The 24,480-nt window shown below is 56.5% G+C and carries 19 protein-coding genes; 12 read left to right on the top strand and 7 right to left on the bottom strand.

The window, feature by feature from the left end; translation table 11 throughout:
- Nucleotides 1-198 precede the first annotated feature (198 nt).
- Nucleotides 199-3,594, top strand: coding sequence for a pyruvate carboxylase (locus QMG40_RS13520; RefSeq protein WP_283531590.1), 3,396 nt, complete (start codon nt 199-201; stop codon nt 3,592-3,594).
- A gap of 150 nt (nt 3,595-3,744) precedes the next feature.
- Here the strand turns inward: QMG40_RS13520 and QMG40_RS13515 are convergent, their stop codons facing one another.
- Nucleotides 3,745-5,559, bottom strand: a complete 1,815-nt coding sequence (locus QMG40_RS13515; protein WP_283531589.1) for an AMP-dependent synthetase/ligase — start codon at nt 5,557-5,559, stop codon at nt 3,745-3,747.
- Between the two features lie 163 nt (nt 5,560-5,722).
- On the opposite strand from QMG40_RS13515, the gene QMG40_RS13510 reads away from it, so the two are divergent.
- The gene (locus QMG40_RS13510) at nt 5,723-6,754 is read left to right on the top strand and encodes an ROK family glucokinase (protein WP_283531588.1); all 1,032 of its coding nucleotides are present in this window, start codon (nt 5,723-5,725) and stop codon (nt 6,752-6,754) included.
- A 23-nt stretch (nt 6,755-6,777) separates the two neighbouring features.
- On the opposite strand, the gene QMG40_RS13505 is transcribed toward QMG40_RS13510, so the two are convergent.
- Both QMG40_RS13505 and QMG40_RS13500 read right to left on the bottom strand, forming a co-directional pair.
- Nucleotides 6,778-7,350, bottom strand: a complete 573-nt coding sequence (locus QMG40_RS13505) for a hypothetical protein (RefSeq protein ID WP_283531587.1) — start codon at nt 7,348-7,350, stop codon at nt 6,778-6,780.
- Nucleotides 7,340-8,083, bottom strand: a complete 744-nt coding sequence (locus QMG40_RS13500; protein ID WP_283531586.1) for an alpha/beta hydrolase — start codon at nt 8,081-8,083, stop codon at nt 7,340-7,342. The genes QMG40_RS13505 and QMG40_RS13500 overlap by 11 nt, the downstream gene beginning before the upstream one ends.
- Nucleotides 8,084-8,282: 199 nt before the next feature.
- On the opposite strand from QMG40_RS13500, the gene QMG40_RS13495 reads away from it, so the two are divergent.
- A complete protein-coding gene (locus QMG40_RS13495) occupies nt 8,283-9,158 on the top strand; it encodes a lysophospholipid acyltransferase family protein (protein WP_283531585.1) in 876 nt (291 codons plus the stop codon).
- Nucleotides 9,159-9,255: 97 nt separating this feature from the next.
- Nucleotides 9,256-10,653, top strand: a complete 1,398-nt coding sequence (locus tag QMG40_RS13490) for a class II 3-deoxy-7-phosphoheptulonate synthase (protein WP_283531584.1) — start codon at nt 9,256-9,258, stop codon at nt 10,651-10,653.
- An 86-nt stretch (nt 10,654-10,739) separates the two neighbouring features.
- Here QMG40_RS13490 and QMG40_RS13485 read toward each other — a convergent pair whose 3' ends face one another.
- The gene (locus tag QMG40_RS13485) at nt 10,740-12,926 is read right to left on the bottom strand and encodes a Stk1 family PASTA domain-containing Ser/Thr kinase (protein WP_283531583.1); all 2,187 of its coding nucleotides are present in this window, start codon (nt 12,924-12,926) and stop codon (nt 10,740-10,742) included.
- 111 nt (nt 12,927-13,037) lie between these two features.
- Nucleotides 13,038-14,519: a lytic transglycosylase gene (locus QMG40_RS13480; RefSeq protein WP_349361623.1), complete on the bottom strand. Its 1,482-nt coding sequence runs from the start codon at nt 14,517-14,519 to the stop codon at nt 13,038-13,040.
- A gap of 167 nt (nt 14,520-14,686) precedes the next feature.
- Between QMG40_RS13480 and QMG40_RS13475 the strand changes: the two genes are divergently transcribed.
- Nucleotides 14,687-15,040 carry an Rv2175c family DNA-binding protein gene (locus QMG40_RS13475; RefSeq protein WP_283531582.1) on the top strand — a complete coding sequence of 118 codons (354 nt, stop codon included), beginning with the start codon at nt 14,687-14,689 and terminating at the stop codon, nt 15,038-15,040.
- Nucleotides 15,041-15,146: 106 nt separating this feature from the next.
- On the opposite strand, the gene QMG40_RS13470 is transcribed toward QMG40_RS13475, so the two are convergent.
- Nucleotides 15,147-16,250 carry a polyprenyl synthetase family protein gene (locus QMG40_RS13470; protein ID WP_283531581.1) on the bottom strand — a complete coding sequence of 368 codons (1,104 nt, stop codon included), beginning with the start codon at nt 16,248-16,250 and terminating at the stop codon, nt 15,147-15,149.
- 111 nt (nt 16,251-16,361) lie between these two features.
- Entirely contained in the window at nt 16,362-16,598 is a 237-nt protein-coding gene (locus QMG40_RS13465) for a hypothetical protein (protein WP_283531580.1), read from the bottom strand.
- Nucleotides 16,599-16,650: 52 nt separating this feature from the next.
- Here QMG40_RS13465 and QMG40_RS13460 point away from each other — a divergent pair, with 52 nt between their 5' ends.
- The 7 genes from QMG40_RS13460 (at nt 16,651) to QMG40_RS13430 (ending at nt 24,438) form a co-directional block, all read left to right on the top strand.
- Nucleotides 16,651-17,058, top strand: coding sequence for a hypothetical protein (locus tag QMG40_RS13460; protein WP_283531579.1), 408 nt, complete (start codon nt 16,651-16,653; stop codon nt 17,056-17,058).
- 55 nt (nt 17,059-17,113) lie between these two features.
- Nucleotides 17,114-18,325: a DNA polymerase IV gene (dinB, locus tag QMG40_RS13455; protein WP_459253011.1), complete on the top strand. Its 1,212-nt coding sequence runs from the start codon at nt 17,114-17,116 to the stop codon at nt 18,323-18,325.
- Nucleotides 18,326-18,667: 342 nt separating this feature from the next.
- Nucleotides 18,668-19,045 carry a DUF3040 domain-containing protein gene (locus QMG40_RS13450; RefSeq protein ID WP_283531578.1) on the top strand — a complete coding sequence of 126 codons (378 nt, stop codon included), beginning with the start codon at nt 18,668-18,670 and terminating at the stop codon, nt 19,043-19,045.
- Nucleotides 19,046-20,053: 1,008 nt separating this feature from the next.
- Nucleotides 20,054-20,485 (top strand): division/cell wall cluster transcriptional repressor MraZ, encoded by a 432-nt coding sequence (mraZ, locus tag QMG40_RS13445; protein ID WP_283531577.1) that lies wholly within the window; start codon nt 20,054-20,056, stop codon nt 20,483-20,485.
- A gap of 385 nt (nt 20,486-20,870) precedes the next feature.
- Nucleotides 20,871-21,869: a 16S rRNA (cytosine(1402)-N(4))-methyltransferase RsmH gene (gene rsmH, locus QMG40_RS13440; protein ID WP_283531576.1), complete on the top strand. Its 999-nt coding sequence runs from the start codon at nt 20,871-20,873 to the stop codon at nt 21,867-21,869.
- Nucleotides 21,866-22,546 (top strand): hypothetical protein, encoded by a 681-nt coding sequence (locus QMG40_RS13435; RefSeq protein ID WP_283531574.1) that lies wholly within the window; start codon nt 21,866-21,868, stop codon nt 22,544-22,546. The genes rsmH and QMG40_RS13435 overlap by 4 nt, the downstream gene beginning before the upstream one ends.
- 71 nt (nt 22,547-22,617) lie before the next feature.
- On the top strand, nt 22,618-24,438 hold the full coding sequence (locus tag QMG40_RS13430; RefSeq protein WP_283531573.1) for a peptidoglycan D,D-transpeptidase FtsI family protein: 1,821 nt from the start codon (nt 22,618-22,620) through the stop codon (nt 24,436-24,438).
- Nucleotides 24,439-24,480: the final 42 nt, after the last annotated feature.

Genomic DNA, 24,480 nt, shown 5'->3' with positions numbered 1-24,480 from the left:
CGGCACAGAAGTGGAATCATCGCCTAAAGGGCACTGATGTGATTCGCCGAACAATAGATTTATTACAGCCTCTACCAAGAGACAGGCGCCGCGCGTAACCACGTGCGGTAGCTGTCTTGGCTAGCGGGACATAGCTTGGCAGCCTTGAGCCAAGGGCCAAAGCTTGTTCCGCTTGACAATCGTTTAAACAGGAGTGGGATGTTTTCGAAAATTCTGGTTGCCAACCGCGGAGAAATCGCGATCCGGGCCTTCCGTGCCAGCTACGAGCTTGGTGCCAAGACGGTTGCGGTATACCCCTACGAAGACCGGACCTCTATTCACCGCCAAAAGGCAGATGAAGCCTACCTGATTGGTGAAGAGGGCCACCCTGTCCGGGCGTACCTGGATGTGGCAGAAGTGATTCGGGTGGCTAAGGAATCCGGAGCAGATGCCATCTACCCCGGGTACGGATTCCTCTCTGAAAATCCGGACTTGGCAGCGGCTGCCAGAGAAGCTGGCATAACTTTCGTGGGGCCACCGGCTGAGGTGCTTGAACTCACCGGAAACAAGGTTCACGCGCTGGAAGCTGCGCGCAAGGCAGGGATCCCTGTTCTGAAGTCAAGCGCGCCCAGCGATGACTTGGAGTTCCTCCTTGGTGCTGCCGCAGAGATCGGTTACCCCATTTTTGCCAAGGCTGTGGCAGGCGGCGGCGGGCGCGGTATGCGTCGTGTTGAAAAGGCTGAGGACTTGGAGGAGGCGCTCAAGGCTGCCATGCGTGAAGCGGATGCCGCCTTTGGTGACGCCACCATGTTCCTCGAGCAAGCAGTACTACGCCCGCGCCACATTGAGGTTCAAATCCTCGCCGACGGCGAAGGTAACGTGATTCACCTTTTTGAACGCGACTGTTCCTTGCAACGCCGCCACCAAAAAGTGGTTGAGATCGCCCCAGCCCCCAATTTGGACGAGAACATCCGCAAGGCGTTGCACAGCGACGCTGTGAAGTTTGCCAAAGCCATGGGCTATGTCAATGCCGGCACCGTTGAGTTCCTGGTAGACACTGTTGGTGAACGTGCCGGTCAGCACGTCTTCATTGAGATGAACCCGCGTATTCAGGTTGAACACACCGTCACGGAAGAAATCACAGATGTTGATCTGGTCCAGGCTCAGCTGCGAATCGCTGCCGGAGAGACCCTGGCGGATCTTGGTCTGAGCCAGGACTCTGTGCATGTCAAGGGTGCTGCACTGCAGTGCAGAATCACCACTGAAGATCCGTCCAACGGGTTCCGCCCAGACGTCGGAGAGATTACTACCTACCGTTCAGCCGGTGGGGCGGGTGTCAGGCTCGACGGCGGAACCATCTATGCAGGGGCCGAGATCAGCCCGCACTTTGATTCCATGCTGGTGAAGCTCACATGCCGCGGACGCGACTACGGTGCAGCCGTTTCCCGTGCCCGCCGTGCGCTGGCTGAATTCCGCATCCGCGGCGTCTCAACAAATATCGCCTTCCTGCAGGCAGTTCTTGCTGACCCCGCATTCAACGCCGGAGACGTGGCCACCTCATTTATTGATGAGCGCCCGGAATTATTGAACTCCCACGTGTCTTCGGATCGCGGTACAAAGCTGCTGACCTGGTTGGCGGATACAACTGTCAACAAGCCTCACGGTGAGCTAACGGCGCTAGAAGACCCGGCCCGTAAACTCCCTGAAGTTGATCTGGACTCGGCTCCGGCCGGAACCCGGCAACAATTGGCAGAGCTGGGCCCGGAAGGCTTCGCTGCAGCTTTGCGTGCACAAACCGCTGTAGCTGTGACGGATACCACGTTCAGAGACGCCCACCAGTCATTGCTGGCCACCAGGGTGCGTACCAGGGACCTGCTTGCGCCGGGCCCAGCCGTATCTGTGCTGACTCCGGCGCTGCTCTCGGTTGAGGCTTGGGGCGGGGCCACCTATGACGTTTCGCTGCGGTTCCTCGGTGAAGACCCGTGGCAGCGACTGGAGCAGCTCCGTGTTGCGCTGCCGAACGTCTGCCTGCAAATGCTCCTGCGCGGACGAAACACGGTGGGCTATACGCCGTACCCTAGCGAAGTCACCGATGCATTTGTTCAGGAGGCTGCCTCCAGCGGAATTGATATCTTCCGGATTTTCGACGCCCTCAACGACGTGGACCAGATGGAGCCGGCCATTAGGGCCGTGCGGGCCACCGGAACTGCAGTGGCTGAAGTGGCGCTTTGCTACACAGGCGATCTATTGGATCCTGCCGAAAAAATCTACACTCTCGATTACTACGTGGAGCTGGCCCAGCGGATCGTAGACGCCGGTGCCCATATCCTGGCGATCAAGGATATGGCGGGGGTCCTGCGCCCCGCTGCGGCAGCCAAACTGGTGACGGCCCTGCGCGAGCGCTTCGAACTGCCGGTGCACCTGCACACTCATGACACCGCAGGTGGCCAGCTGGCTACGCTGATGGCGGCCATTAATGCAGGGGTCGACGCCGTTGACGTTGCCTCCGCCGCACTGGCAGGGACAACAAGCCAGCCCTCAGCCTCTGCCCTCGTTGCCGCATTGGCTCACACCGAGCGCGACACTGGCATTGACCTAGCCGCCATCAGCTCCCTTGAACCGTATTGGGAAGCCGTGCGACGCCTGTACTCACCGTTTGAATCAGGACTTACAGCACCCACCGGCAGGGTTTACCAGCATGAAATTCCCGGTGGGCAACTTTCCAATTTGCGTCAGCAGGCCATTGCGCTGGGGCTGGGGGAGCGATTTGAAGAAATCGAGGACATGTACACGGCTGCGGACAAAATTCTTGGCCACCTTGTAAAGGTCACCCCCTCCTCTAAAGTTGTGGGCGATCTTGCCCTGCATTTGGTGGGTATCAAGGCCGACCCTGCCGACTTTCAGGAGAATCCAGAAAATTATGACATCCCGGACTCTGTGGTGGGCTTCCTGGGTGGAGAATTGGGTACCCCGCCGGGCGGCTGGCCTGAGCCATTCCGCACCAAAGCGCTGCAGGGCCGCACTCTGACTGATCGGATGGGCGTTCTCAGCCCAGCTGACAGCGCCGAGCTCGCCGGTGACAGTGCTACCCGCAGGGCGGCGTTGAACCGCTTACTCTTCGCTGGACCCACCAAAGCATTTGAAGCTGTTCGTGAGGCGTACGGTGATGTTTCAGTCCTCGACACACGTGACTACTTGTTTGGTTTACGCCGTGGGGTTGAGCACGCTCTGGATCTGGATAAGGGCGTACGCCTGATCGCGGCACTTGAGACGATCTCTGAGCCGGATGAGAAGGGAATGCGCACAGTTGTGTGCAAGCTCAACGGCCAAAGCCGTCCCATCACTGTGCGTGATCGCAGCATCGAAAGCACCGTCAAGGCTGCTGAACAGGCTGACGAGAGCGTGCCAGGACAAATCGCTGCACCCTTCGCCGGAGCCGTGAGCGTCATGCTCGTTGTTGGCGATGTGGTTGAGGCTGGCGCGACGGTTGCCACCATCGAAGCCATGAAAATGGAGGCTTCGATTACTACCCCGGTGGGTGGCACAGTCTCCCGCCTGGCAGTCTCCGGCGTAGCTCAGGTGCAGGGTGGGGACCTGCTGGTGGTGATCTCCTAACAGCACATGGCGGCTCCGGCCCCCTTAACTAAAGAGGGCGGCGCCGGCTCCCTCGCGGACGCTGAGATTTCCTCGGCCGCTGGGCGACCTTGAAAATCCATCCCCGCTCCGGGAGCCGGCGCCGCCTTTTGGCTGCGCGGCTGCCTGGCTTTAGGCGGGTTTCTTGCTCAGGTAGATCTCTTCTACCACTGCATCGAAGTCCTTCATAACCTGGGCTCTCTTTACCTTCAACGATGGGGTTAGGTGGCCCGAAGTTTCGGTAAAGTCCGAATCGACAATCCTGAACTGCTTGATAGCCTCAGCGGAAGACACCGAAGCGTTAGCCCTGTTGACGGCCGCCTGCACTGCCGCAATGACTGTAGAGTGCTTGGCTGCCTCGGCTACCGTAATTCCTGTGGGCAGTCCGTGTGCCTTGCCCCACTGAGCCAGCGCGTCCTCATCGATGGTCACAATGGCTGCGATGAACGGACGCTGATCGCCAATGACAACGCACTGCGAGACGATGGCGTCTGCACGGATCTGATCTTCCAGCAGGGCCGGAACAACATTCTTGCCACCGGAGGTGACAATGATTTCCTTCTTGCGACCAGTGATCTTAAGGAAGCCCTGATCGTCGAGCTCTCCGACGTCGCCTGTTCGGAACCAGCCGTCGATGAAGTTCTCAGCCGTCAGGTCCTCGCGACCAAAGTAGCCTTTCATCACGCAAACACCTTTGGCGAGAATTTCGCCGTCGTCCGCGATTTTTATCGCATTCCCTGGCAGGGGAGCGCCCACAGTACCGATTCTGATACGCTCGGGCCGATTAACTGTGATGGGGGCTGTTGTTTCGGTCAGACCATACCCTTCGAGGATCTGCAAACCAATACCTTGGAAGAAGTGGCCCAGGCGTTCGCCCAGGGGACCGCCGCCGGAAACAGCGTGCCGGACGTTCCCGCCCATAGCATTGCGGAGTTTGACGTAGACGAGCTTGTCAAACACGAAGTGCTTTGCCTTCAGGCCCAGGGACACTTTGCCGTCTTGGGTAGCGCGCGAGTATTCGATTGCTGTTTTGGCGGCTGCTGCAAAAATTTTGCCCTTGCCTTCGCCTTCAGCCTTGAGCGCTGCTGAGTTATAAACCTTTTCAAACACGCGAGGCACGGCAAGAATAAACGTTGGCTTGTAGCTTTGGAGGTCCTCGAGCAGGTGCTTAATGTCTGGGGTATGCCCAACCTTGGCGCCGCCAGCAACAGCCAAAACGGATATGTAGCGTGCAAAGACGTGGGCTAGGGGCAGGAACATGATTGTTTGCGAGCCCGGCACAACCACGCTGTGACCTAGCACAGAGAGAGCGTTCTCACTGAGTTCCACAAAGTTGTGGTGTGTGAGCATGCACCCTTTGGGTCGGCCTGTGGTGCCGGAAGTGTAGATAATCGTGGCTACATCATCCAAGCCGTTCGCCGTGCGGGCAGCCTCGAGGGTGTCCGCACCGACATCCTTACCAGCTTCCCTCAACACGTCCAAGCCATCGCCTTCGAGCTGCCAGACCTGGGTGAGGGTGGTGAGGCTCTCATTGTGCACTGCTTGAGAGATGATTTTCTCGTGGGATCCGGTTTCAGCAAAAACGGCTACTGCCTCGGAGTCGCCTAGGTTCCAGGCCACCTGCGACGGGGAGGATGTTTCATAGATCGGCACGGAGACAGCTCCCGCAAACCAAATGGCGAAGTCAACCAGTGTCCACTCATAGCGGGTACGCGCCATGATCCCGACTCGATCTCCCACTTTGATACCGGAAGCAATCATGCCTTTGGCAATGGCGCTGACGTCGGCTTGGAATTCTTTGGCTGACACGTCAACCCAAACATTGTCAGCATTGCGTTTGGAAAAAAGTGCGGGGTTGGTAGCCAACTTTGCTTGCCGGAGCACAAAATCGGTGGTGTTCATGGTCCGTGGACTAACTACCTTGGCCGGAACGGAAATCTCTTGCACAATAGCTCCTTTGATAAGTGGGCCTGCGATCTAGTTGCTTTACTCTATCCGCCAAGTACGTGATTCGCCCCGAACGCGATGTTACCCGTTGGTAACTTTATGTTGTTCAGCTCACACTTTCAATGTGGCGTGGACGGCGTATATAGCTGACTAGAATTATGGGATGTTCCCGCCACCGCCTAACAATGGACCCGATTCATCCGGCTGCATCAACCAGCCTCCAAAGACACGAACCCCGTTAGCGCTCGGGATCGACATTGGTGGCACAAAAGTGGCTGCCGGTGTGGTTGACAGCAACGGCGTCATCCTTGAAGAACTCAGGCGCTGCACTCCCGGCCGTGACGCACGGGCAGTGGAGGCTGTGATTGTGGAATTAGTCCATGAGCTAGGTGCAAGGTACGAGTTTGCATCGGTTGGCATCGGAGCCGCGGGGTGGATGGACTTGGCAGGAACCAAGGTTGTCTTCAGCCCCCACCTTGCCTGGCGTGATGAGCCATTGCGGGACACCCTGGAGACCTTGCTTCAGCGCCCGGTTGTCCTAACGAACGACGCAGATGCTGCTGCTTGGGCGGAATGGCGGTTTGGTGCCGGACGCGGCCACGACAGGCTGCTTATGTTGACGCTGGGGACAGGAATTGGTGGGGCGTTGATGATCAACGGCCGGGTTGAACGCGGCAGTTTTGGTATGGCTGGTGAGTTTGGGCATCAAATCATCATGCCCGGTGGGCACCGTTGCGAATGTGGCAACCGAGGATGTTGGGAGCAGTATGCTTCAGGTAATGCACTGGGGCGAGAAGGCCGCGAACTGGCTAGAAAGCACTCGCCCATGGCGGCGGGTCTGCTTGCGGCAACCCACGGCCGCCCCAAGGAGATCACAGGCAATGTTGTCACCGAACTAGCCTTGGCTGGCGAAGCCACTGCCCAAGAACTGGTGGCAGAAGTGGGTGACTGGCTGGGTTTGGGAATAGCGAATCTGGCGGCTGCCCTTGACCCAGCAATTTTTATCATCGGTGGCGGTCTCAGCGCCGCCGGTGACCTCCTGCTTGAGCCCGCGCGTCGGGCTTTTTCACGGAATCTAACAGGACGAGGCTACCGCCAAGAAGCGCTCATCACGGTGGGCCAGTTGGGCCCATCAGCGGGCTTGATCGGCGCCGCGGACCTGGCACGGGTTCGGGGTCATGAAAACACTAGGTAGTGATAACCCGGGGTCTGGAAAACCTATACGACGGCGCCGTCGCCGCTGTCATGGTCCCGGTGATCGGGCAGACGGAACAATAGGTAGCCCGTGCCCGCCAGAAATGCCACGATGACGCCAAAGATAAATGTCATGGGTATTGATCGCCAAAAAATTGCCGAGAAGACAAGGAACAGTGGGCCACCTGCCGCACCAATCCAGGCAAGCATAAGGGCTGGTTCGGTATTGCGCAGGCTGGGTAGTTCTTCCGGCACAAACTCTTCTTCGCCGTCGTCACTAAGGTAATCTCGGGGGCCAAAAGTGGTGACGTCATTGGCAGTTCCAGAGTGTTCAGCAAGTTCCTCGGGGCTGGCTTCGTGAGGTGCAGGCTCCGATTCGCGCTGCCAAACACCCAATGGGTCAAAGTCAACGACCCCCTTAGATTCTGATTCTTGATCGTCCGCTGGGTCCTGGTCTGTGGCTAATTCCTGGCTCAGGGAATGGGGCGCGTCCATGAACGCGTCATTGCCTGATTCGAGGCGGGAGACAAGATCCAGCCACACTTCCTCGTCATTACCGCCGGTGTGCGGGGTATCCGCGCCAGGGTCAGATTGCATGAAGATTCCTTCGGAAGAAGTCTGCAGACTGGGAAAAGATCAGGGGGGCATCGTTGTCCATTGTGGCTACATGGTAACTGTTTTCCAGCGGAATAACCTTTACGTCAGTGCTGGAGACCTTTTGCTTCAGGAGCTCAAGGCTGGAATCTGGAACAACGTTATCCACTGTTGAGCGGAACACCAGGGTTGGTGCTGTGACGCGGGGGAGAAGTTCGATGGTGTTCTGGAAAAGTTGCGAGAGCTGATGGACAGCCGCCACGGGCGTACGGGTGTATGCCCCCTCGCTGACGCCCTGTAGTTTCATGTCATCGCCAATGGCTGGCACACTCTTGAGCACATATTTCAGCAAACCGGAGTATTTCGCTCTGTTGTCATTAAACGTCAGACCTGGATTCACTACTGCCACTCCTGCCACAGGATGCAGTGCAGCCACACGCAGCGCTAGAGCCCCGCCCATAGACAGGCCCGCCACGAAAACGGTGTCACAGCGAGCAGCAAGTTCCAGATAGGCAGCCTCAAAATCGCGGTACCAATGCTGCCACGGGGTTTTGGCCAATTCCTGCCATGACGTGCCGTGGCCTGCCAGCAGCGGCATGTTCACGGCGAATCCTGTGTCTGCCAGGTACTCGCTCCAGCCCCGCATGCTGATAGGTGAGCCGGTGAAACCGTGGCATACCGCCACGCCAATTTTTGAATAATCCCCATGACCTGGAGATCGGAACGACTGTGCCATTGAGGCTGACTCCTTTCCTTCCCGGTAACTGAGGCCGGGGAACGCTTTTTATGGTGACGCGGCCGTGCTGAGGCGATTTTGTGCCGCTTTCACTAGACTACTGTTGATACGTCCGTTGTGGGGTAGCGCAATGGACCCGGGTCGCTTGTAACCGGCAGAGCCAGAGCGTAACCGGCAGAGTCAGAGGAGGAACACCACCGTGATCTATTGGGTACTAAAGAAAATATTCCTCGGCCCCGTTTTGAAGGTGCTGTTCCGGCCCTGGACGAAGGGTCTGGATAACTTGCCTCTTGAGGGGCCCGCAGTGCTGGCCAGTAACCATCTTTCGTTTTCAGATTCCATCTTTATGCCGCTGATGGTGCCACGGCCGGTGGTGTTTCTGGCAAAGAGTGACTACTTTACTGGTCGTGGCATCAAAGGACGCCTAACAGCAGCCTTTTTTAAACTCACAAATCAGCTGCCTATGGACCGTTCAGGTGGGGCGGCATCGGCGGATTCCTTGCAAACTGGTGTTGATGTGCTCAACGGTGGCGGCTTGCTGGGGATATATCCCGAAGGTACCCGTAGCCACGATGGCCGCCTTTACCGGGGAAAAGTGGGAGTAGCTAAGTTGATACTGACTGCCAACGTGCCCGTGATCCCCGTTGCCATGATTGGCACTGACAAGGTTCAGCCCATTGGGCGCCGGATTCCCACGATTCGACGCCTTGGCGTGATTTTTGGGGAGCCTATGGATTTCAGCAGGTACCAGGGAATGTCGGATGACAGATTTGTGCAACGTTCTGTCACCGATGAGATCATGTACGAACTCATGAGGCTTTCCGGACAGGAATATGTTGATTCCTATGCCACGACTGTCAAGGATAAACTTGCTACCGAGAAGGCAATCAAGGCCGTACCTGCCAAAGTAGCCCAAGCCGCAAAAAATGCTGGTGACGCAGTGAGACTGGGAGCAGCTTCTGCTGTGTTGCCGGGGACGGTAACAGTGATCGGCACTAAAAAAGCCAAGCCCACCCCGGAGCCTGCAACCGTTGAAGAAACTACCGACCCCGATGCGGATCCTACCGAAAAATGAGGCGTCCAAGGCCCGCTCAATAGCGCTGGTAAAAGCGTCGGCATCTCATGAAGCGGACTGGTTGGTGGCGTGCGCTCGGGCGGGATAGGCTTAAGCGGTGAACGATCTAACATACACTGCCTCGCAAGACCCCATTGCTACAACGCCCGTCCCTGGGGCGGCTGTTTATCCGGGGCTTGACAGCTGGCGTGAGCTGCCCATCGCGCAGCAGCCTACATGGGCAAAGGACCCCCACTTCGCGGCTACCGTGAAGGAACTTTCCTCCGTGCCGCCGCTGGTGTTTGCTGGCGAAGTTGATGTCCTGCGTTCACGTCTGGCCAAGGCCGCTCAAGGTGAGGCGTTCCTTCTCCAAGGTGGAGACTGTGCTGAAACCTTCGAGGCTGCAACGGCCGATAAGATCAGTGCACGGGTAAAGACAATTTTGCAGATGGCCGTGGTACTTACCTATGGGGCACAGCTTCCCGTCATCAAGATGGGGCGTATGGCGGGTCAATTCGCCAAACCGCGTTCCTCCAACGATGAAACGCGTGACGGGGTGACGTTGCCTGCTTACCGCGGCGACATCGTCAACGGTTTCGAATTCACCCCTGAGTCCCGGCGGCATGACCCAGCACGCATGCTCAAGGCGTACCATACCTCGGCCTCAACGCTGAACCTCATCCGGGCGTTCACGCAGGGTGGATTCGCGGATCTGCGCAGCGTGCACGAATGGAACCGCGGTTTCACCTCCAACCCGGCGCACAGCCGTTATGAGCGCTTGGCCAAGGATATCGACAGCGCCATTAAGTTCATGACCTCCTGCGGTGCGGACTTTGAAGCACTCAAGACAGTGGAGTTCTTCGCCAGTCACGAGGCACTGCTACTTGACTATGAGCGGGCGTTGACACGCATTGACTCACGCACAGGGCTGCCTTACGACACATCCGCCCACTTCTTGTGGATCGGCGAGCGTACCCGGGATCTGGATTCGGCCCACGTCGATTTTCTTTCTCGAGTCCGCAACCCCATTGGTGTCAAACTTGGCCCCACCACAACTTCAGATGATGCGCTGCGCCTCATCGAGAAGCTGGATCCCAACCGCGAACCTGGACGCCTGACATTCATCACTCGGATGGGTGCTACAAATATCCGTGAGAAGCTACCGAACCTGGTTGAAAAGGTGACAGCTTCCGGAGCTCAAGTCCTCTGGGTCACCGATCCGATGCACGGCAACACTGTCACCTCGCCCAACGGGTACAAAACCCGCAACTTTGACGACGTCATTGATGAAGTACGCGGTTTCTTTGAAGTTCATGAGGCCCAGGGCACCTTCCCCGGTGGTCTGCATGTGGAGATGACAGGGGATGACGTAGCGGAGTGCCTTGGTGGCGCGGATCCCATTGACCAGGAAGCTTTCCTCACCGGCTATGAGTCGGTGTGTGATCCACGCTTGAACCATAAGCAATCACTTGAAATGGCGTTCCTAGTCTCCGAGGCTCTACGCAAGTCCAAGTAATTTATTGCAAAAAATCAATACATGACAAAAATGCCGGCCTCACCTTGTAAAAAAGGTGGGGGCCGGCAGTTTTCTCTTGCGGAGAGTTACACAACACCCAACGTGATGGTTGTGCCTTCAGGGTGCTGCCCGGATCTTGGATTTTGGGTGGCCACGGTACCGAAGATTATGCCGAACGCGCCTTCTTTGATCTCGACCTTAAAGCCCAATTCTTCCAAGGCGGGGCGGGCCACGTTCAGCTGTTTTCCAACAAAACTCGGTACTTCGATCAAGCGTGGCCCTTTAGAGAGGGTAAGGGTGACTGAGTCCCCGGCCTTGAGCTCTCCGGAATCGGGGGAAGCGGAGATAACAGACCCAGCGGGAATGGAAGCGCTGTTGGCTTGCTCCGGGGCAATGGCGGCGACGAGTCCAACAGCCTTCAACGCGGCCACTGCCTGATCCTGTGGCTGTCCCGTCACGGACGGCACGGGAATGGGTTTGGGGCCCTTAGAGACAGAAATATTTACTTTTGTGTTCCCACGGAATTCCTTACCTGCAGCAATCTCCTGGGCCACTACGACGCCGGTAGCGACCTTTTCATCAAAGGCTTCGGTGACGTTGCCAACAGCCAGATGCGCATCAGAGAGAGCTTGTTTCGCATCACCGAGCTGTAGCCCAACAAGTGTGGGCACTGCGTAGAGGAGCGGACCGCGGGAGACTGCCAGGGTGACACCGTTGAATTTTCGGATTGATTCCCCAGCTGTGGGGTCGGTGGAAACGACGAAGCCGGCCGCCACCTTTTCATCAAACACATCCGTAGTGGGAGTCAGCCCGAATCCTGCCGTGCGGAGTATGTCCTGCGCTTGCGGCACAGTCTTATTGTGTACATCAGGCACCGTCGCCAAGGCGCCTGGACCCAATGCCAAGAACCAGCCTGCAGTGGCAGCAATGACACCAAGAACAACCACCAACATGATCCACAGCAGAGCCCGACGACGAGGATTCTTTGAACCCAACGTCTTTTGCGGAGTTGCTGCAGCCTTGGCGCGCGATTTTGCGGCTGCTGCACGTTGGCGCTTCGATAGTGAGAGAGTATTTTCCTTCTCACCTATCCCGAGGTAGGCACCTGCGCCGATGGCCGCGGTGAGGTTCGGCCCGGCGTCGTACTTCTCCTGCGACACGCCGTAAGCGCCGGAACTTCCCGCATTGCCCGCACCCTGATGGCTCTGGCGGGGATCATCGGCATACAACCTTGACGGCTGAGGTAAGACAGAAGTGGGGAAGTTGGGGGATGCCACGATGCCCGTGGGTTCAGAGGCCGGGGTAGCTGTTGTGATGATTTCTGTGGGACTGCCTGTGGGACTGCCTGTGGGACTGCCTGTGGGACTGTCTGTGGGACTGCCGCTGTTGCCGGTAGCGCTGTTGCCGCTGGCGCCAGCGTCCAGTTCGGTTGGTGTCAGGGTCTGGCGAATATGACGAAGATCCTCCAGTAGCGCTGCGCCATTGGCAGGGCGGTTTTCGGGATCCTTTTCGGTCATGTAGCGAACAAGTTCGTCCATGACAGGTGGCAGGGTGGGAACCGCCAAGGAGGGGGCTGGGACATCGTCCTGAATGTGGGCCATGACCACAGCCACAGGCATGGTGCCCCGGAAAGGCTGCACACCCGTGAGAAGCTCGTAGAGCATAATGCCTGCGGAATAAATATCGCTACGCGCATCCCCGCCGTGACCGCTTGCAAGCTCCGGGGCAATGTACCCGACAGTACCCAGAAGAGTGGCCGTGTTAGTGGAGGTGCTGATGGCGCGGGAGAGCCCAAAGTCGCCAATCTTTACCCACCCTTGACGAGAAATCAGAACATTTTCAGGCTTCACGTCCCGGTGCACTAACCCGGCGTTGTGTGCTGCGGCCAAACCTTCCACGATCGGGTCCAAAAGATCCAAAGCCTGGCGCGGGCTCAGCGCACCGTTCTCATTAATAACATCGCGCAAAGTATTGCCATCGATGAATTCAAAAACTAGGTAGGCGTGCTGCGGTCCCACCCCGTGGTCATGGATCTGCACCACGTGCGGGTGTGAGAGGCTGGCAGCGCTCTGCGCCTCACGACCCAGCCGTTCGATGAAGGCACTGTCCGTGGCTAAATGCGGATGTAGGATCTTTAATGCGATGTTCCGCCCCAGCCGGAGGTCAGTTGCTAGGTACACAGTGGACATGCCGCCGTGCGCCACCTTTGAGAGAATTAGGTAGCGCCCATCGATCGTGGACCCTATCAGGGGGTCAGGGGAGACTTCTTGCACTCTTCCAGCTTAGGAGTTGAAAGCAAAGGGGACCTCCCGCAACACCGTGCGGGGGTCCCCTTTTCGTTGAGAGCGTACTTTTTGCTCCCTGCAGTCACTGGCTGGCAGTTGTTAGCGGAAAAGCTCGCGGTTAGCTTTAATGCCGGCTACGTAATTCACAGTGTCGTTGAACATGCCATGGACGCTGACGGAGTACTGGCCCTGGTAATAACCTGCAATGGCCTGATCTTCATTCGGTGCACCGGAATGCAACGCCCGGATGATGGCGACCCCTGCTGTGACGTTGTCCTGCGGATCAAGCAGGTTCAGTGTGCGGCCCACTAGACCCGATGCCCACTCGCCAGCATCAGGAATGACCTGCATGGTGCCGATGGCGTTGGCTGGGGAGACTGATTGGTGGTTGAATCCGGACTCCTGTTGGGCAAACGCCATGGCAAGTGCCGGATCGACGCCCATTGCTGCCGCAGTTCTGGCCACCATTTCCTTCATCTGTGCCCTGGAAGGTGCCGGGGCTGCCAGGAGCGCAGACTTGTTGACGTTTGCATCACTAACTACTGCCTCAGGGTAGGTGTAGTGCAGAAAAGTGCTGGGGACCTGCTGCTCTGGAGTCAGTTCCGCCGTGGATGCAGCCGTGCCAGACTCAGCTGGCGTGATGGGAACGATATCGCTTGAGGCCGCAGTCAAACCCGGGATTGACAAGGTCTTTCCGGGGTAGATCGCTGATTTAGCATCCCCACCATTTGCAGCGACGAGGGACGCGAGGCTCACATCGTTCTTGGCCGCAATAGCGGAAAGTGTGTCACCAGCCTTGATCACGTACTGATTGCCACTGGCAGGAACCGCCACGTTTTCGGTGACTTGGGGTGCTTCTGCAGTTTCTCCGGAGACCTTAATTTCTTGCCCCGGCTGAATGATCGAACTGCCAGTGAGGCTGTTCAACGCGTAAACACTTTCCAGGCTTACGCCGTACTGGGCAGAAATCCCGCTGAGGGTTTCACCTGCACGAACAGTGTGGCTCTGAGTGGACGACGCCGGGCTTGAAGATTCACCCGCCGGAGCGCCGGATCCGGAGATGGTCAGGACCTTGCCGGGATGGATGATCGTGGATGCTGAGATCTTATTTAAAGCAAGAACAGACTCAACGGATACACCGAAGGTGGCTGCGATGCCGGAGACCGTGTCACCAGCAGCGACTGTATGAGTCGAGGAAGCCGACGCCTGTGCCCTAACAGCCTGTGCCTTAACAACTGGTGTGCTAACAGCACGTGCGCTAACAGCCTGTGTGCTAACTGTACGGGGCACTGAACTAGCCACCACAGCGGCCGGAATGTGACTTGAAGCAGTACGCGCCTTTACGGCCGCAAGGACCTTCTGTGCGTCAAGGGTGCCATGACTGCCGTGGGGCTTGATCTGCGTCGGAGCCGCTGTCGCGGGACTGGCCAAAGCCAAGGAGGAAAGCATGACCACGGGAATGGCTGCTGTGGCCACTGCGACCAACTGTTTGGCGCTAGTGGGCGATGGGCGTGGGGGAGTCATCGGGGCGTACCTCAAATTTCCGTTACGGATGATGCCATTGGTGTTTATGTTACTCATGTGACTAGAAGTGAATTTACACTAAAGTCCGTGCGAATGGGACTTCGATGGTAATTTCAATGTGGATTGAGCACAAAATGAACACAAGAACGTGGGAATTGTTGGGATTATCGGTTGAGCGCCCATGTGTTTGCATGCTTGAGAGCAATATGTGGGAACATTTATCTGTGAGTAATGTTGAAAAAGTAGTTAGCGAATGGTTGCCCCTACCCGATGTTGCCGAGATGCTTGACGTCTCGGTCACTAAAGTTCATGCCTTGGTTAAAGATGGTTCCCTTCTGGCCTCCCGCGTGGGTGAGCGCTCAATCAGGGCAGTTCCCGCTGAGTTCATTGCAGGAGACCACATCCTGGAAAGCCTGCGTGGCACCATCTCCGTGCTTCACGATGCCGGCTTCGAGGACAATCAAGCAATCGAATGGCTCTACACCGCGGATGATTCACTGCCAGGGCGGCCAATAGATGCCCTGCGCGAGGGCCGCAAAACTGAAATCCGCCGCCGTGCGGCAGCCCTGGGCTGGTAGATTTTTCGATAGCTTTGCGGGTTGACAGCCAGAGGTTGCTAACCCGCAAAGACACCGGCCTTTACTACTAGTTAAGAATCAGTAGTTAAGCACCATCAGTCGAGGCTCAGGACGTTCTAGCGACGGCGCCTCGGCCCACAGTCGCAAGTGCAGCAGTCACGGTCTCCTCAATGGGCAGCTGAGCAAGGGCAGCAAATGCAGTATCGCTTCTCTGGGCAATCAGCTCTTCGGCGCTTTCAAGGGCACCGCACTGGACCATGATGGAACGGACTCTCTCCACGTCGTCCTCGCTTAGCTCAGGGTTCCCCAAGTTCCTATCAACAAATTCTCGTTCGGCCCCAACGCTTGCATCTATAGTCAAGCCCACCAACACCGTCCGCTTGCCTTCACGCAGGTCATCGCCAGCAGGCTTGCCGGTTTGAACCGGATCACCAAAGACTCCCAAGACGTCATCGCGCAACTGGAAAGCCTCTCCCAGTGGCAGGGCAAACGAGCTGTAGCCTGCCAGTAAACTATCTTCACCACCGGCCAAGGCCCCTCCCAGCACCAGCGGATGCTCGGAGGAGTACTTTGCGCTCTTAAAACGGATAATGGCCAAAGCTCGAGCCACCGCAGTGCTATGCGGTTGGGACGGGCCAGCAACCTCCTCCAAAATATCCAGGTACTGCCCTGCCATGACTTCCGTGCGCATGAGATTAAAAATTTCCCGAGCGCGGTTGTCGCCTTCGGAGCTGATCCGTGCAAACATCTCTTCACTGAGAGACAAACACAAGTCACCAGTAAGGATCGCGGCTGCCTGGCCAAACCGTTCATCATCTAAAGCCCACTGGCTCTCGCTATGCAGAGTGCTGAACTGCCGGTGCACGCTTGGACTTCCGCGGCGGGTATCAGAGCGGTCAATGATGTCATCGTGGATCAATGCCGCAGCCTGAAACAGTTCAAGCGCCGCCCCCGCCTGAATGATGGCCTTTGCCTCAGGAGCGCCCCCTGCACCACGCCATCCCCAATAGCACAGTAGCGCCCGCATCCGTTTCCCGCCGGTGACGAGCTTCGAGATCGAATCCACCAAAACCAATGTTGCTGGGGATATTTGCGTCAGTAGCTGGTGCTTTTCGGCTAGGAACTCAGTCAATTGCTGCGCTACAGCCGTAATAAATGCGTCGTGTTCCCCACGCATGGGTTCTCCGGTTTGGACGGAAGTAGTGTTCATGCTTTCAAGATTCCTTCCTGTGGGATCAAAAATGCTGGAGTTCTGACTTTGTGCCAGTGTCTGGACAGCGTCAGTGAGTATTTACATCGAGTAGTCACTTGAGTCGATGGTTTACCTAAACGAGGCAGGCAGGAGTGTTGCGCCGATAGTGAAGGTCGCGGTGGACGCGCTCTGGACTATAGAGACTGTGGCAATTTCCTGACCCTGAGCCCGAACGAATGTCTTCAACGGAACGCCGTCCACTGCGTCGCCAGGCTGCGCTTCAAAGCCTTGGCTGGTCAACGACTTGGTGTAGTAAGCCAATACATCTGCTGAACTGGCCGTGACACTTGCTGTCATTGAAGCCATCGAAACGTCAGTGTTGTGCTCAAGGCTTGAAGCTTGAATTGTGGCGTCCGGCATGAGCGGCAAAACTGTTGTAGGGAAACCCGCAACCAGTTTCTTCACCGCAGACTGTGCTGACGGGGTGGCCGAACTTTCCGCGGCGGCGCTAATGGGCGCCGATGGTGATGTTGCGGCAGCGGAGGCCGAAGCGGACGAAGCAGACGAAGCGGCCGAGGCGGACGAAACAGGAGTGCTCTGGCTGGAGCAAGCCGTCAGAAGGACAATGGTAGAAACTGCGCCAGCTGCCCAGAGACATCTGCGAGATAACGGCACTATGCGCGATAACGGCACTATGCGCGAGGAGCGGGGGATGAATTTGGTCATGACTGTTTCCTTAGCTGCCGGAGCTGGTGCGATGGCATCGGCTCCAGTTTACCCAAGAAGAGGCCCAGGCATACTGGAGGTGTTGTGCCCGTCACTGTGATGAGCTCCAAGCACGCTAGTGAGTTCAAGAGAAGTTCACTCACTAGACTTGAGAGGTGAATGAGCAACCGCAGCAGCGCCGAGGGTCCCAGCAAGAGGGTTGCACAATCATGCATGTGGACATGGACGCCTTTTATGTAACTGTTGAACTGCGGGATAGCCCGGATCTACGAGGCAAAATGGTGATCGTTGGCCAGCCTGAGGGACGTTCGGTGGTACTTTCAGCTTCCTATGAAGCGCGCAGCGTGGGGGTTCGTTCCGCTATGCCCATGGTGACGGCCCTGCGATTGTGCCCAACCGCCGTCGTAATCCCACCTCGACACCAGCTTTACCAGCAGGTCTCAGGAGAGATCATGACGGTCTTCCGCTCCATTACAGACAAAGTTGAGCAATTGAGCGTGGATGAAGCCTTTCTTGATATCAGTGGCTCATTGCGACGGTTGGGAACACCTCTAGAAATTGGTGCGTTGATTCGGTCGCGCATTTCCGCAGAGGTGGGCATCACGGCGTCGGTGGGTATTGCAGCCAGTAAATTTGTGGCTAAAGTCGCCTCAACGCGTTGCAAACCCAACGGAATGCTCCTGATCGAAAAAGAGCAAACCGTGGAGTACCTCCACAGCCTGCCTGTTGAGGCCCTGTGGGGTGTAGGAGTAAAGACGCGCCAGGTCCTTGCTCGATTGGGGATCTTTACTGTGGCAGATGTGGCTGCAACACCCCTGCCCTCCCTGCAGAAGGCGCTAGGTAGCACGGGGGCTGCACTGCATTCGCTTTCCTGGGGGATAGATCCGAGGCCGGTGACCGGTGAACGCCAGGAGAAGAGCATCGGTTCTGAGGAAACGTTCGCCGTGGATACCTTCGACGACGAAGTCCTCACCAGGGAACTGTTGAGACTTTCCCACCGTGTGGCAGGGCGTCTTCGAGAAGCAGGGTTGAGCGGGCACACGCTTTCTTTGAAAATCAAGTATTCCGACTTCTCATCCATCACGCGGTCCAAGACGCTCAGCGCAGGAACTGACAGTGCGACACAAATTTATGCCGGCGCGGTGACCCTTCTGCGCGCGCTAGGAGTCCGGCCCCAAAGTGTGCGATTGATTGGGGTGCGCATGGAAAAGCTGGATGCTCTTGCGGGCGCACCGCTGCAGTTCACCTTGGACCCTCGGGATGACAACTCACGCAATGCCGAAGTGGTTGGTGATGCTATTGCGGCAAGGTTCGGTAGCGCCAAAATTGTTCCCGCACGCCTCATTAAGCCTCGCGACAGAGCGTAAAGAGCTCCCTAGCGACGCCAACAAAAGCGCATGGCTCTCATCTCAACGCGGGTAAAAAGTGCCCAAATCCAAGGGTTCCCTACGTGATCCGTACGTGATCAAAAAATGTTCCCAGCACCCCGATCGCTGACGCACCTGATATGGGTTTCCGTTCCAGAGAATCAAGCCTATTGTTAGTGGTAGGAGTTAATTCATAGATGACTTCGTCGCTTGTTCATACCCGGGCGCTCGGGACCCAGATTGCACCTAGTGCATTGCGGATTCGGTTCAGTGGGAATCAATAGGCAAGTATGTTCGTTAACGTTTTAACACGCCCATGGCCCTGACCTGAAGGAGGTCGTCATGCCCCTCTCTGAGCACGAGCAGAGACTGCTGGACCAATTAGAACAGCAGCTGCATGCGGAAGATCCCAAGTTTGCCCACGCCCTGTCAACGGCCCCAACGAAGTCATTGTCAACACGCAACATCGTCATTGGTGTGTTGATCATGATCACAGGTTTGTTGGTGCTATTAGCCGGTGTGGCGTTGCATTTGATCCCGCTTGGAATCGTTGGCTTCCTAGTCATGGGTGGAGGTGTCTACGTGGCTGTCTCAAAGCCGAGATTTGGCTCACAGCACCAGACTGAGCACAAGCCAGGGGATAAGACCCGGGCCAAGCAAAAAAGCGGATTTATGAACGGTCTTGAAGAAAAATGGGAAGAGCGTCGCCGCCAGCCGTAGACCTTTCATGCAGTACGCACCTGCAGTACGTTTCTTCCAGTAGGTTTCTTCCAGTACGCACTGCACAGTGCTGTTGTGCTGGTGTTCCCATTACGGTGTTCCCATTACGGACTTCACAAACTGGCCAGCGCTGCATTGTGCCCATTCACTGAGAACACGCTCGCTCCCTCCAGTGCCCAGAGGTGTGGGCCATCATCAGCGTCTCCGTAGCAACTCCCGCCAGCCTGCAGTAGAACACCTGCAGTAGAACACCTGCAGTGGAACAGATGGCCAATTCGGACCAGATGCTCACAAAATGCACTCAAAAATGTTCGCTTCCAGCGCTGAGTGACCTACGTTGATGCGTGCGGAACCACCATGGGTTCCCTAAATTTTTTAGAAAAATCAAATCTTTCCCTCCGCTTTCCTGCCTCCCTGGCGCCCCGCACTCCAATGGCTCTTATGGGTCGTAGTTTCTGCTGCGGCACATTTTTTCCAGGATTCCGAGTGCTGCGATGACCGGGGTACTTAAAACAGCGGGGTACTTGAAACGAAGTCAACCCTTGTCGCGGGCAGAAGAGATAGCCGGCCGCGTGACGGGGTGAGCCTGCGTGCCCATCGTTGCTTTTGCGACCGGGGACAATCTGGAGATCTGGAGAAGTGAGCGGCTGAGTTTCCTGCGGAATCCGTGAACCGGCTCTAGCTGAGATGAACCGGCTCTAGCTGAGAACTTGCACGGGCCAGAACATCCTCCACTTTGCCCCACCAGAGGGCATTTGCCGCTGAAACTCTCCATAAAAGTGGCTTCCAAGGCACCCCGGACACGCAGCAACGTCCACATCTGAATTTTTTCCTCCACCCCCGACCCACCGAGAAAATTGCCGCTACAACAAGGAACTGATGCACGACACGTAGCAAAGATGGGTATGTCTTGAGTTGACCGTGGAGGATTGTGGAGTAATGTGGAGCAGGTAAGAGGGGAATGGGTTGGAGTAGTTTCCAGACTCGACAAATGAAGGTGGTGGGGGATTGTTTCTTGGAACACACTCACCGCGCCTTGATGAGAAGGGTCGGATCATTCTTCCCGCCAAGTTCCGGGAGGAACTAGCCAGCGGACTTGTCCTTACTAAGGGGCAGGAAAACTGCATTTACGTCTTCAGTGCACGAGAGTTTGAAAAAGTACTAGCCCAGATGCAGGATGCTCCACTGTCCAACATGGCGGCACGGGATTACATTCGTATCTTTCTTTCTGGTGCGTCTGATGAAGTGCCAGACAAGCAAGGACGGGTGACAATCCCTGGAACCCTTCGTTCCTACGCCGGTCTCGAGAAGGAACTGGTGGTCATTGGCGCCGGCAGCCGGGCAGAGATCTGGGATGCAACTTCGTGGCATGCATATTTGGAAGCCAAGGAGAGCGGATTCTCGGCTACTGACGAAACAGCAATACCCGGCGTTAACTGAGGAAAGCCTCCTACGGGAAGTTTGCACAACATGAAGTACCCGCAGTTGGAATAATTTGGAAAATCTCGTCTCGACGTAGCAGTTCCTTCGGCTTAGCCGGTGCTCTTGAATGAGATCTCCAGCCGCCCAGCAACACCAATCCTGGCTCACCTTCCCCGGTGCCAGGCGTGGTAAGGCTCGGCGCGGAGGGGGATCTGGTTTAAGGACACGTATTCCAATCCTGCGGTTGCGTGAAGTGAACCAGCAAGGCCAGCTGACTAACGGAGGACAACTGTCCAATGTAAGGCTAGAAAAATTGCAGGATTAGATTTTCTTTTACCAGATTTAGATTTCCGCAAGGGTCCACAACCCCCTGCGATTTTGACCCAAGAGAAACGGAGTCGTGATGACGTCGGAACTGCCCACGCCACCTACGTCTGAACGCCACACTCCGGTTCTGAAAGATCGATGCATAAACCTGTTGGCCCCAGCCTTTGAATTGGCCCGATCCGCCGGCCGCACTCCTGTGGTTATTGACGCCACCTTGGGGATGGGTGGGCACAGCGAAGCCATGCTGCAACGCTACCCGGACCTGCACCTGATCGGCATTGACAGGGACACAGAAGCGCTGGGGTTGGCAGGGGAGCGGTTGGCGCCCTTCCAGGACCGCACTGATCTAGTGCATGCGGTCTACGACGAGATCACCGAGGTGCTGGCTGATCTTGGTATTCCCAGTATTGACGGAATCCTCATGGATCTAGGTGTTTCATCACTTCAACTGGATGAGCGCGACCGCGGGTTTGCTTATTCCTTTGATGCGCCCCTTGACATGCGCATGGATACCAGTCGCGGCCAAACCGCAGCCGACATCCTTAACAGCTACTCGGAAGAAGACCTGGTGCGGATTATCCGCAAATGGGGCGAGGAAAAATTTGCCGGTCGCATCGCAAACCACATTGTGGCGGCCCGCGACAAGGCACCCCTGATGCGCACCGGTGAATTGGTGGAAATCATTCGCAATGTGGTGCCCTCAGGGGCCGCGCGGACAGGTGGACACCCAGCAAAACGAACCTTCCAAGCGTTACGCATTGAGGTTAACGAGGAGCTGAGTGCTCTCGAGACAGCCATCCCGGCAGCGGTTGATGCCCTGGCTCTGCACGGGCGTGCAGTTGTTATGTCATACCACTCTTTGGAAGACAAGATCGTCAAAGCTGTCTTCGCCGCAGGTTCACGTTCATCTGCTCCGGCAGGATTTCCCGTGGAGTTGGACGAGCACAAAGCGACACTTAAACGCCTCACCAAGGGCACCGAGATTCCCACGAGTGAAGAAATTGCAGAAAACCCCAGGGCCGCATCAGCGCGTCTTCGGGCAGTTGAAAAAATCAGGGTCGGGAGCGCCAAATGAGCCAGCTTGCACCACGCACCACAGCGGTGACCGTAGGTAACAATGCCCGGGCCCTGAACATGCCAGTGGCTACCCCGGACGTTGGAGTAACAGCACCGAAACCGACGTCGTGGAAAGCCCGCGCCCCGCTGTCTCTGGTGGTCTCCGTTCCCAAGCGGAGCCGTTCCTCACTGGTGGTGATCTTGTTCTTGGTTGTCGTCGCCGCGCTGACTGTTGTCCTTGTGATGAGCATCTCCGTCACCAAAGGCCAATATGAATTGGTGGGTTTGAAGAACCAGCAGTCTGACTTACTCAAGGCTAATCAAACGATGGAGCAGGAAATTGCTGCGAAGCAGGCGCCTCAGGAGCTTGTCTCCCGTGCTGCCGCGTTAGGCATGGTCCCTGCTGGTTCGACAGGGCAGATTGATGTACGGACCAAAAAAGTTAGTGGGTCTCCTCAGCCTGCCTCACCTGACACCAAAGGCCTGGTGAGTATCCCACCTGCATTGATTGACAAGCCTGTGCCAGCGGCGGATACCCCACCAGCAGTTGTTCCACTGAGCCCGGGCGCAATTACCCAGAGGGAGCAGGCTGCCCAGAAGGCTGCCGCCAAATCTGAGCCAGCGCCCGTACCAGCTACAGCGACTCCGGACCTTAATGGTGGAACCATACCGGCACCCAGCCAAAAGGACAGCTAAAGTTTAACCACTGTCATAACCGCGACGGGAAGTAGTGATCTTCCCAATGTCAAAACGCAAGGAAAACAGTAGTGGCAAACAAATCCATCAAGTCAGCACGTGGTGCTAAGCCACTACAACTGAATAAGGTTGGCCGCGGGCGGATGCGCGTCGGTTTTGTCTTTATGATGGCCCTACTGCTTGTCATTGCTGGCCGGTTGGTCATGGTTCAAGGTCTAGACACTGCAAATATGGCCCAAGCTGCTGAAAATCAGCGCACGGTAGTACAAAAGTTACCCGCTGTTAGAGGCAAGATTATTGATGCCAAGGGTAAGGTTTTAGCCGAGAGTATTATTCGCTATAACATCACCGTCTCCCAGGTGAACATGGCAGAGTACCCAACCTATAAGCACAGGACCGTTGATAAAAAAACGGGTAAGTCCAGCATTGAAAAGATCACCAAAGACGAAGGACTGCAGAAGTTAGCAGACCTACTGGGGCTGAAGTTCGAGGACGTAAAGAAGAACGCCACAGGAGATAAAAACTTCAATTACATTACCCAGGACGTCAGCCCGTTGCTTGAAAAGGACGTTGCTGAACTGGGGATCCCCGGCATCTATTCCGAGGCAGTGACAAAACGCGTCTATCCCATGGGAGCCGTAGGTGGCCCCATCGTTGGTTTCGTCGATGCTGAGGGCACGCCGTTGGCTGGCATTGAACAAACCATGAATGACAAACTCACCGGGATCGACGGAACCCGGACTTACCAAGCAGGTAAGAACGGCATCATCATTCCCACCGCTCCCGTGCGGACCGAACCAGCGGTTGACGGTCAGACAGTGAAACTGACAATAGACCAAGACATTCAGTACTACGCACAGCAAGCTGCCCAGCAGCAAAAAGAACAGTACAATGCCAGTTGGGCCAGCATCAGTGTTATTGAAGTGAAGACCGGAAAAGTCATTGCGCTGGCCGACAGCGACTCCTATGACCCAAATAACGTTGGGGCCGCCGACAAAGCCAACGTCGGCTCACGCACGGTGAGTTCAGTGGTTGAGCCGGGGTCAACCAGTAAAATCATGACAGCCGCAGCTTTGGTTCAAGAGGGTCTGGCCACTCCTATGAGCCAATATCTTGTGCCACCTACGTTAAACATTGATGGACAGAACTTCTCCGATTCCTTTGTACATGGAACTGAGCAGCGCACACTGGCGGGCATCATTGCCGATTCAATGAACACGGGAACTGTGATGGCGGGCTCCAAGCTGAGTCTTAAGCAACGCTATGACTACATGCGAAAATTTGGTGTGGGCGAAAAAACCGGAATAGCTCTTCCCGGCGAAAGCCCCGGTATTTTGGCCGACTGGCAGAACTGGGATGGTCGCCAACGCTATACGGTGTTGTTCGGGCAGGGCGTAGCGCAGACACCTTTGCAAACAACCATGATCTTCCAGACGGTTGCCAACAACGGTGTGCGGCTTAAGCCGGCGATCATTGACTCATTCACCGCAGCTGACGGTGCAGTGCAGAGCGTCCCGCAGGCCCCGGGAGTGGAAGTCATCAGCCCGGCAACAGCGCAATCAGCCAGGGACATGCTTGAAGGTGTTGTCACCATGAGCGATTACAAGGTTGTCAACATCCCCGGTTACCGCACAGGCGGCAAAACAGGAACCGCTGAGGCCCCGGCAGATAATGGTGTGGGTTTTGACGGCTACACCTCCTCATTTATCGGGATGGCTCCCATGGAGGATCCCAAGTATGTGGTTGGTATTACTGTCCAACGCCCGCAAGGAAGCATCTATGGAGTCACCCAGGGGTATACCTTTAATCAGGTCATGGGGCAGGTGTTGCGCAGCTACGATGTTCCGCCGTCAACCACACCGCCGGTAAAGCTCCCAAAGTTCTACAAATGATGTTCCCGCTGATGGGTTCCGCACTGGTAGCCCAAAGAAACG

It is taken from the genome of Arthrobacter antibioticus (genome assembly GCF_030063205.1).
GTDB lineage: Bacteria > Actinomycetota > Actinomycetes > Actinomycetales > Micrococcaceae > Specibacter.
Note: the sequence above shows the minus strand (reverse complement) of the source record. Positions and strands in the feature narration are given on the sequence as shown.

Bases quoted from the DNA above. Each gene is read 5' to 3' on its own strand.
- QMG40_RS13520 (WP_283531590.1), top strand. From the start codon at position 199: ATGTTTTCGAAAATTCTGGTTGCCAACCGCGGAGAAATCGCGATCCGG.
- QMG40_RS13510 (WP_283531588.1), top strand. From the start codon at position 5,723: ATGTTCCCGCCACCGCCTAACAATGGACCCGATTCATCCGGCTGCATC.
- QMG40_RS13505 (WP_283531587.1), bottom strand. From the start codon at position 7,350: ATGCAATCTGACCCTGGCGCGGATACCCCGCACACCGGCGGTAATGAC.
- QMG40_RS13500 (WP_283531586.1), bottom strand. From the start codon at position 8,083: ATGGCACAGTCGTTCCGATCTCCAGGTCATGGGGATTATTCAAAAATT.
- QMG40_RS13480 (WP_349361623.1), bottom strand. From the start codon at position 14,519: ATGAGTAACATAAACACCAATGGCATCATCCGTAACGGAAATTTGAGG.
- QMG40_RS13470 (WP_283531581.1), bottom strand. From the start codon at position 16,250: ATGAACACTACTTCCGTCCAAACCGGAGAACCCATGCGTGGGGAACAC.
- QMG40_RS13465 (WP_283531580.1), bottom strand. From the start codon at position 16,598: ATGGCTTCAATGACAGCAAGTGTCACGGCCAGTTCAGCAGATGTATTG.
- QMG40_RS13460 (WP_283531579.1), top strand. From the start codon at position 16,651: ATGAGCGGCAAAACTGTTGTAGGGAAACCCGCAACCAGTTTCTTCACC.
- QMG40_RS13450 (WP_283531578.1), top strand. From the start codon at position 18,668: ATGCCCCTCTCTGAGCACGAGCAGAGACTGCTGGACCAATTAGAACAG.
- rsmH (WP_283531576.1), top strand. From the start codon at position 20,871: ATGACGTCGGAACTGCCCACGCCACCTACGTCTGAACGCCACACTCCG.
- QMG40_RS13435 (WP_283531574.1), top strand. From the start codon at position 21,866: ATGAGCCAGCTTGCACCACGCACCACAGCGGTGACCGTAGGTAACAAT.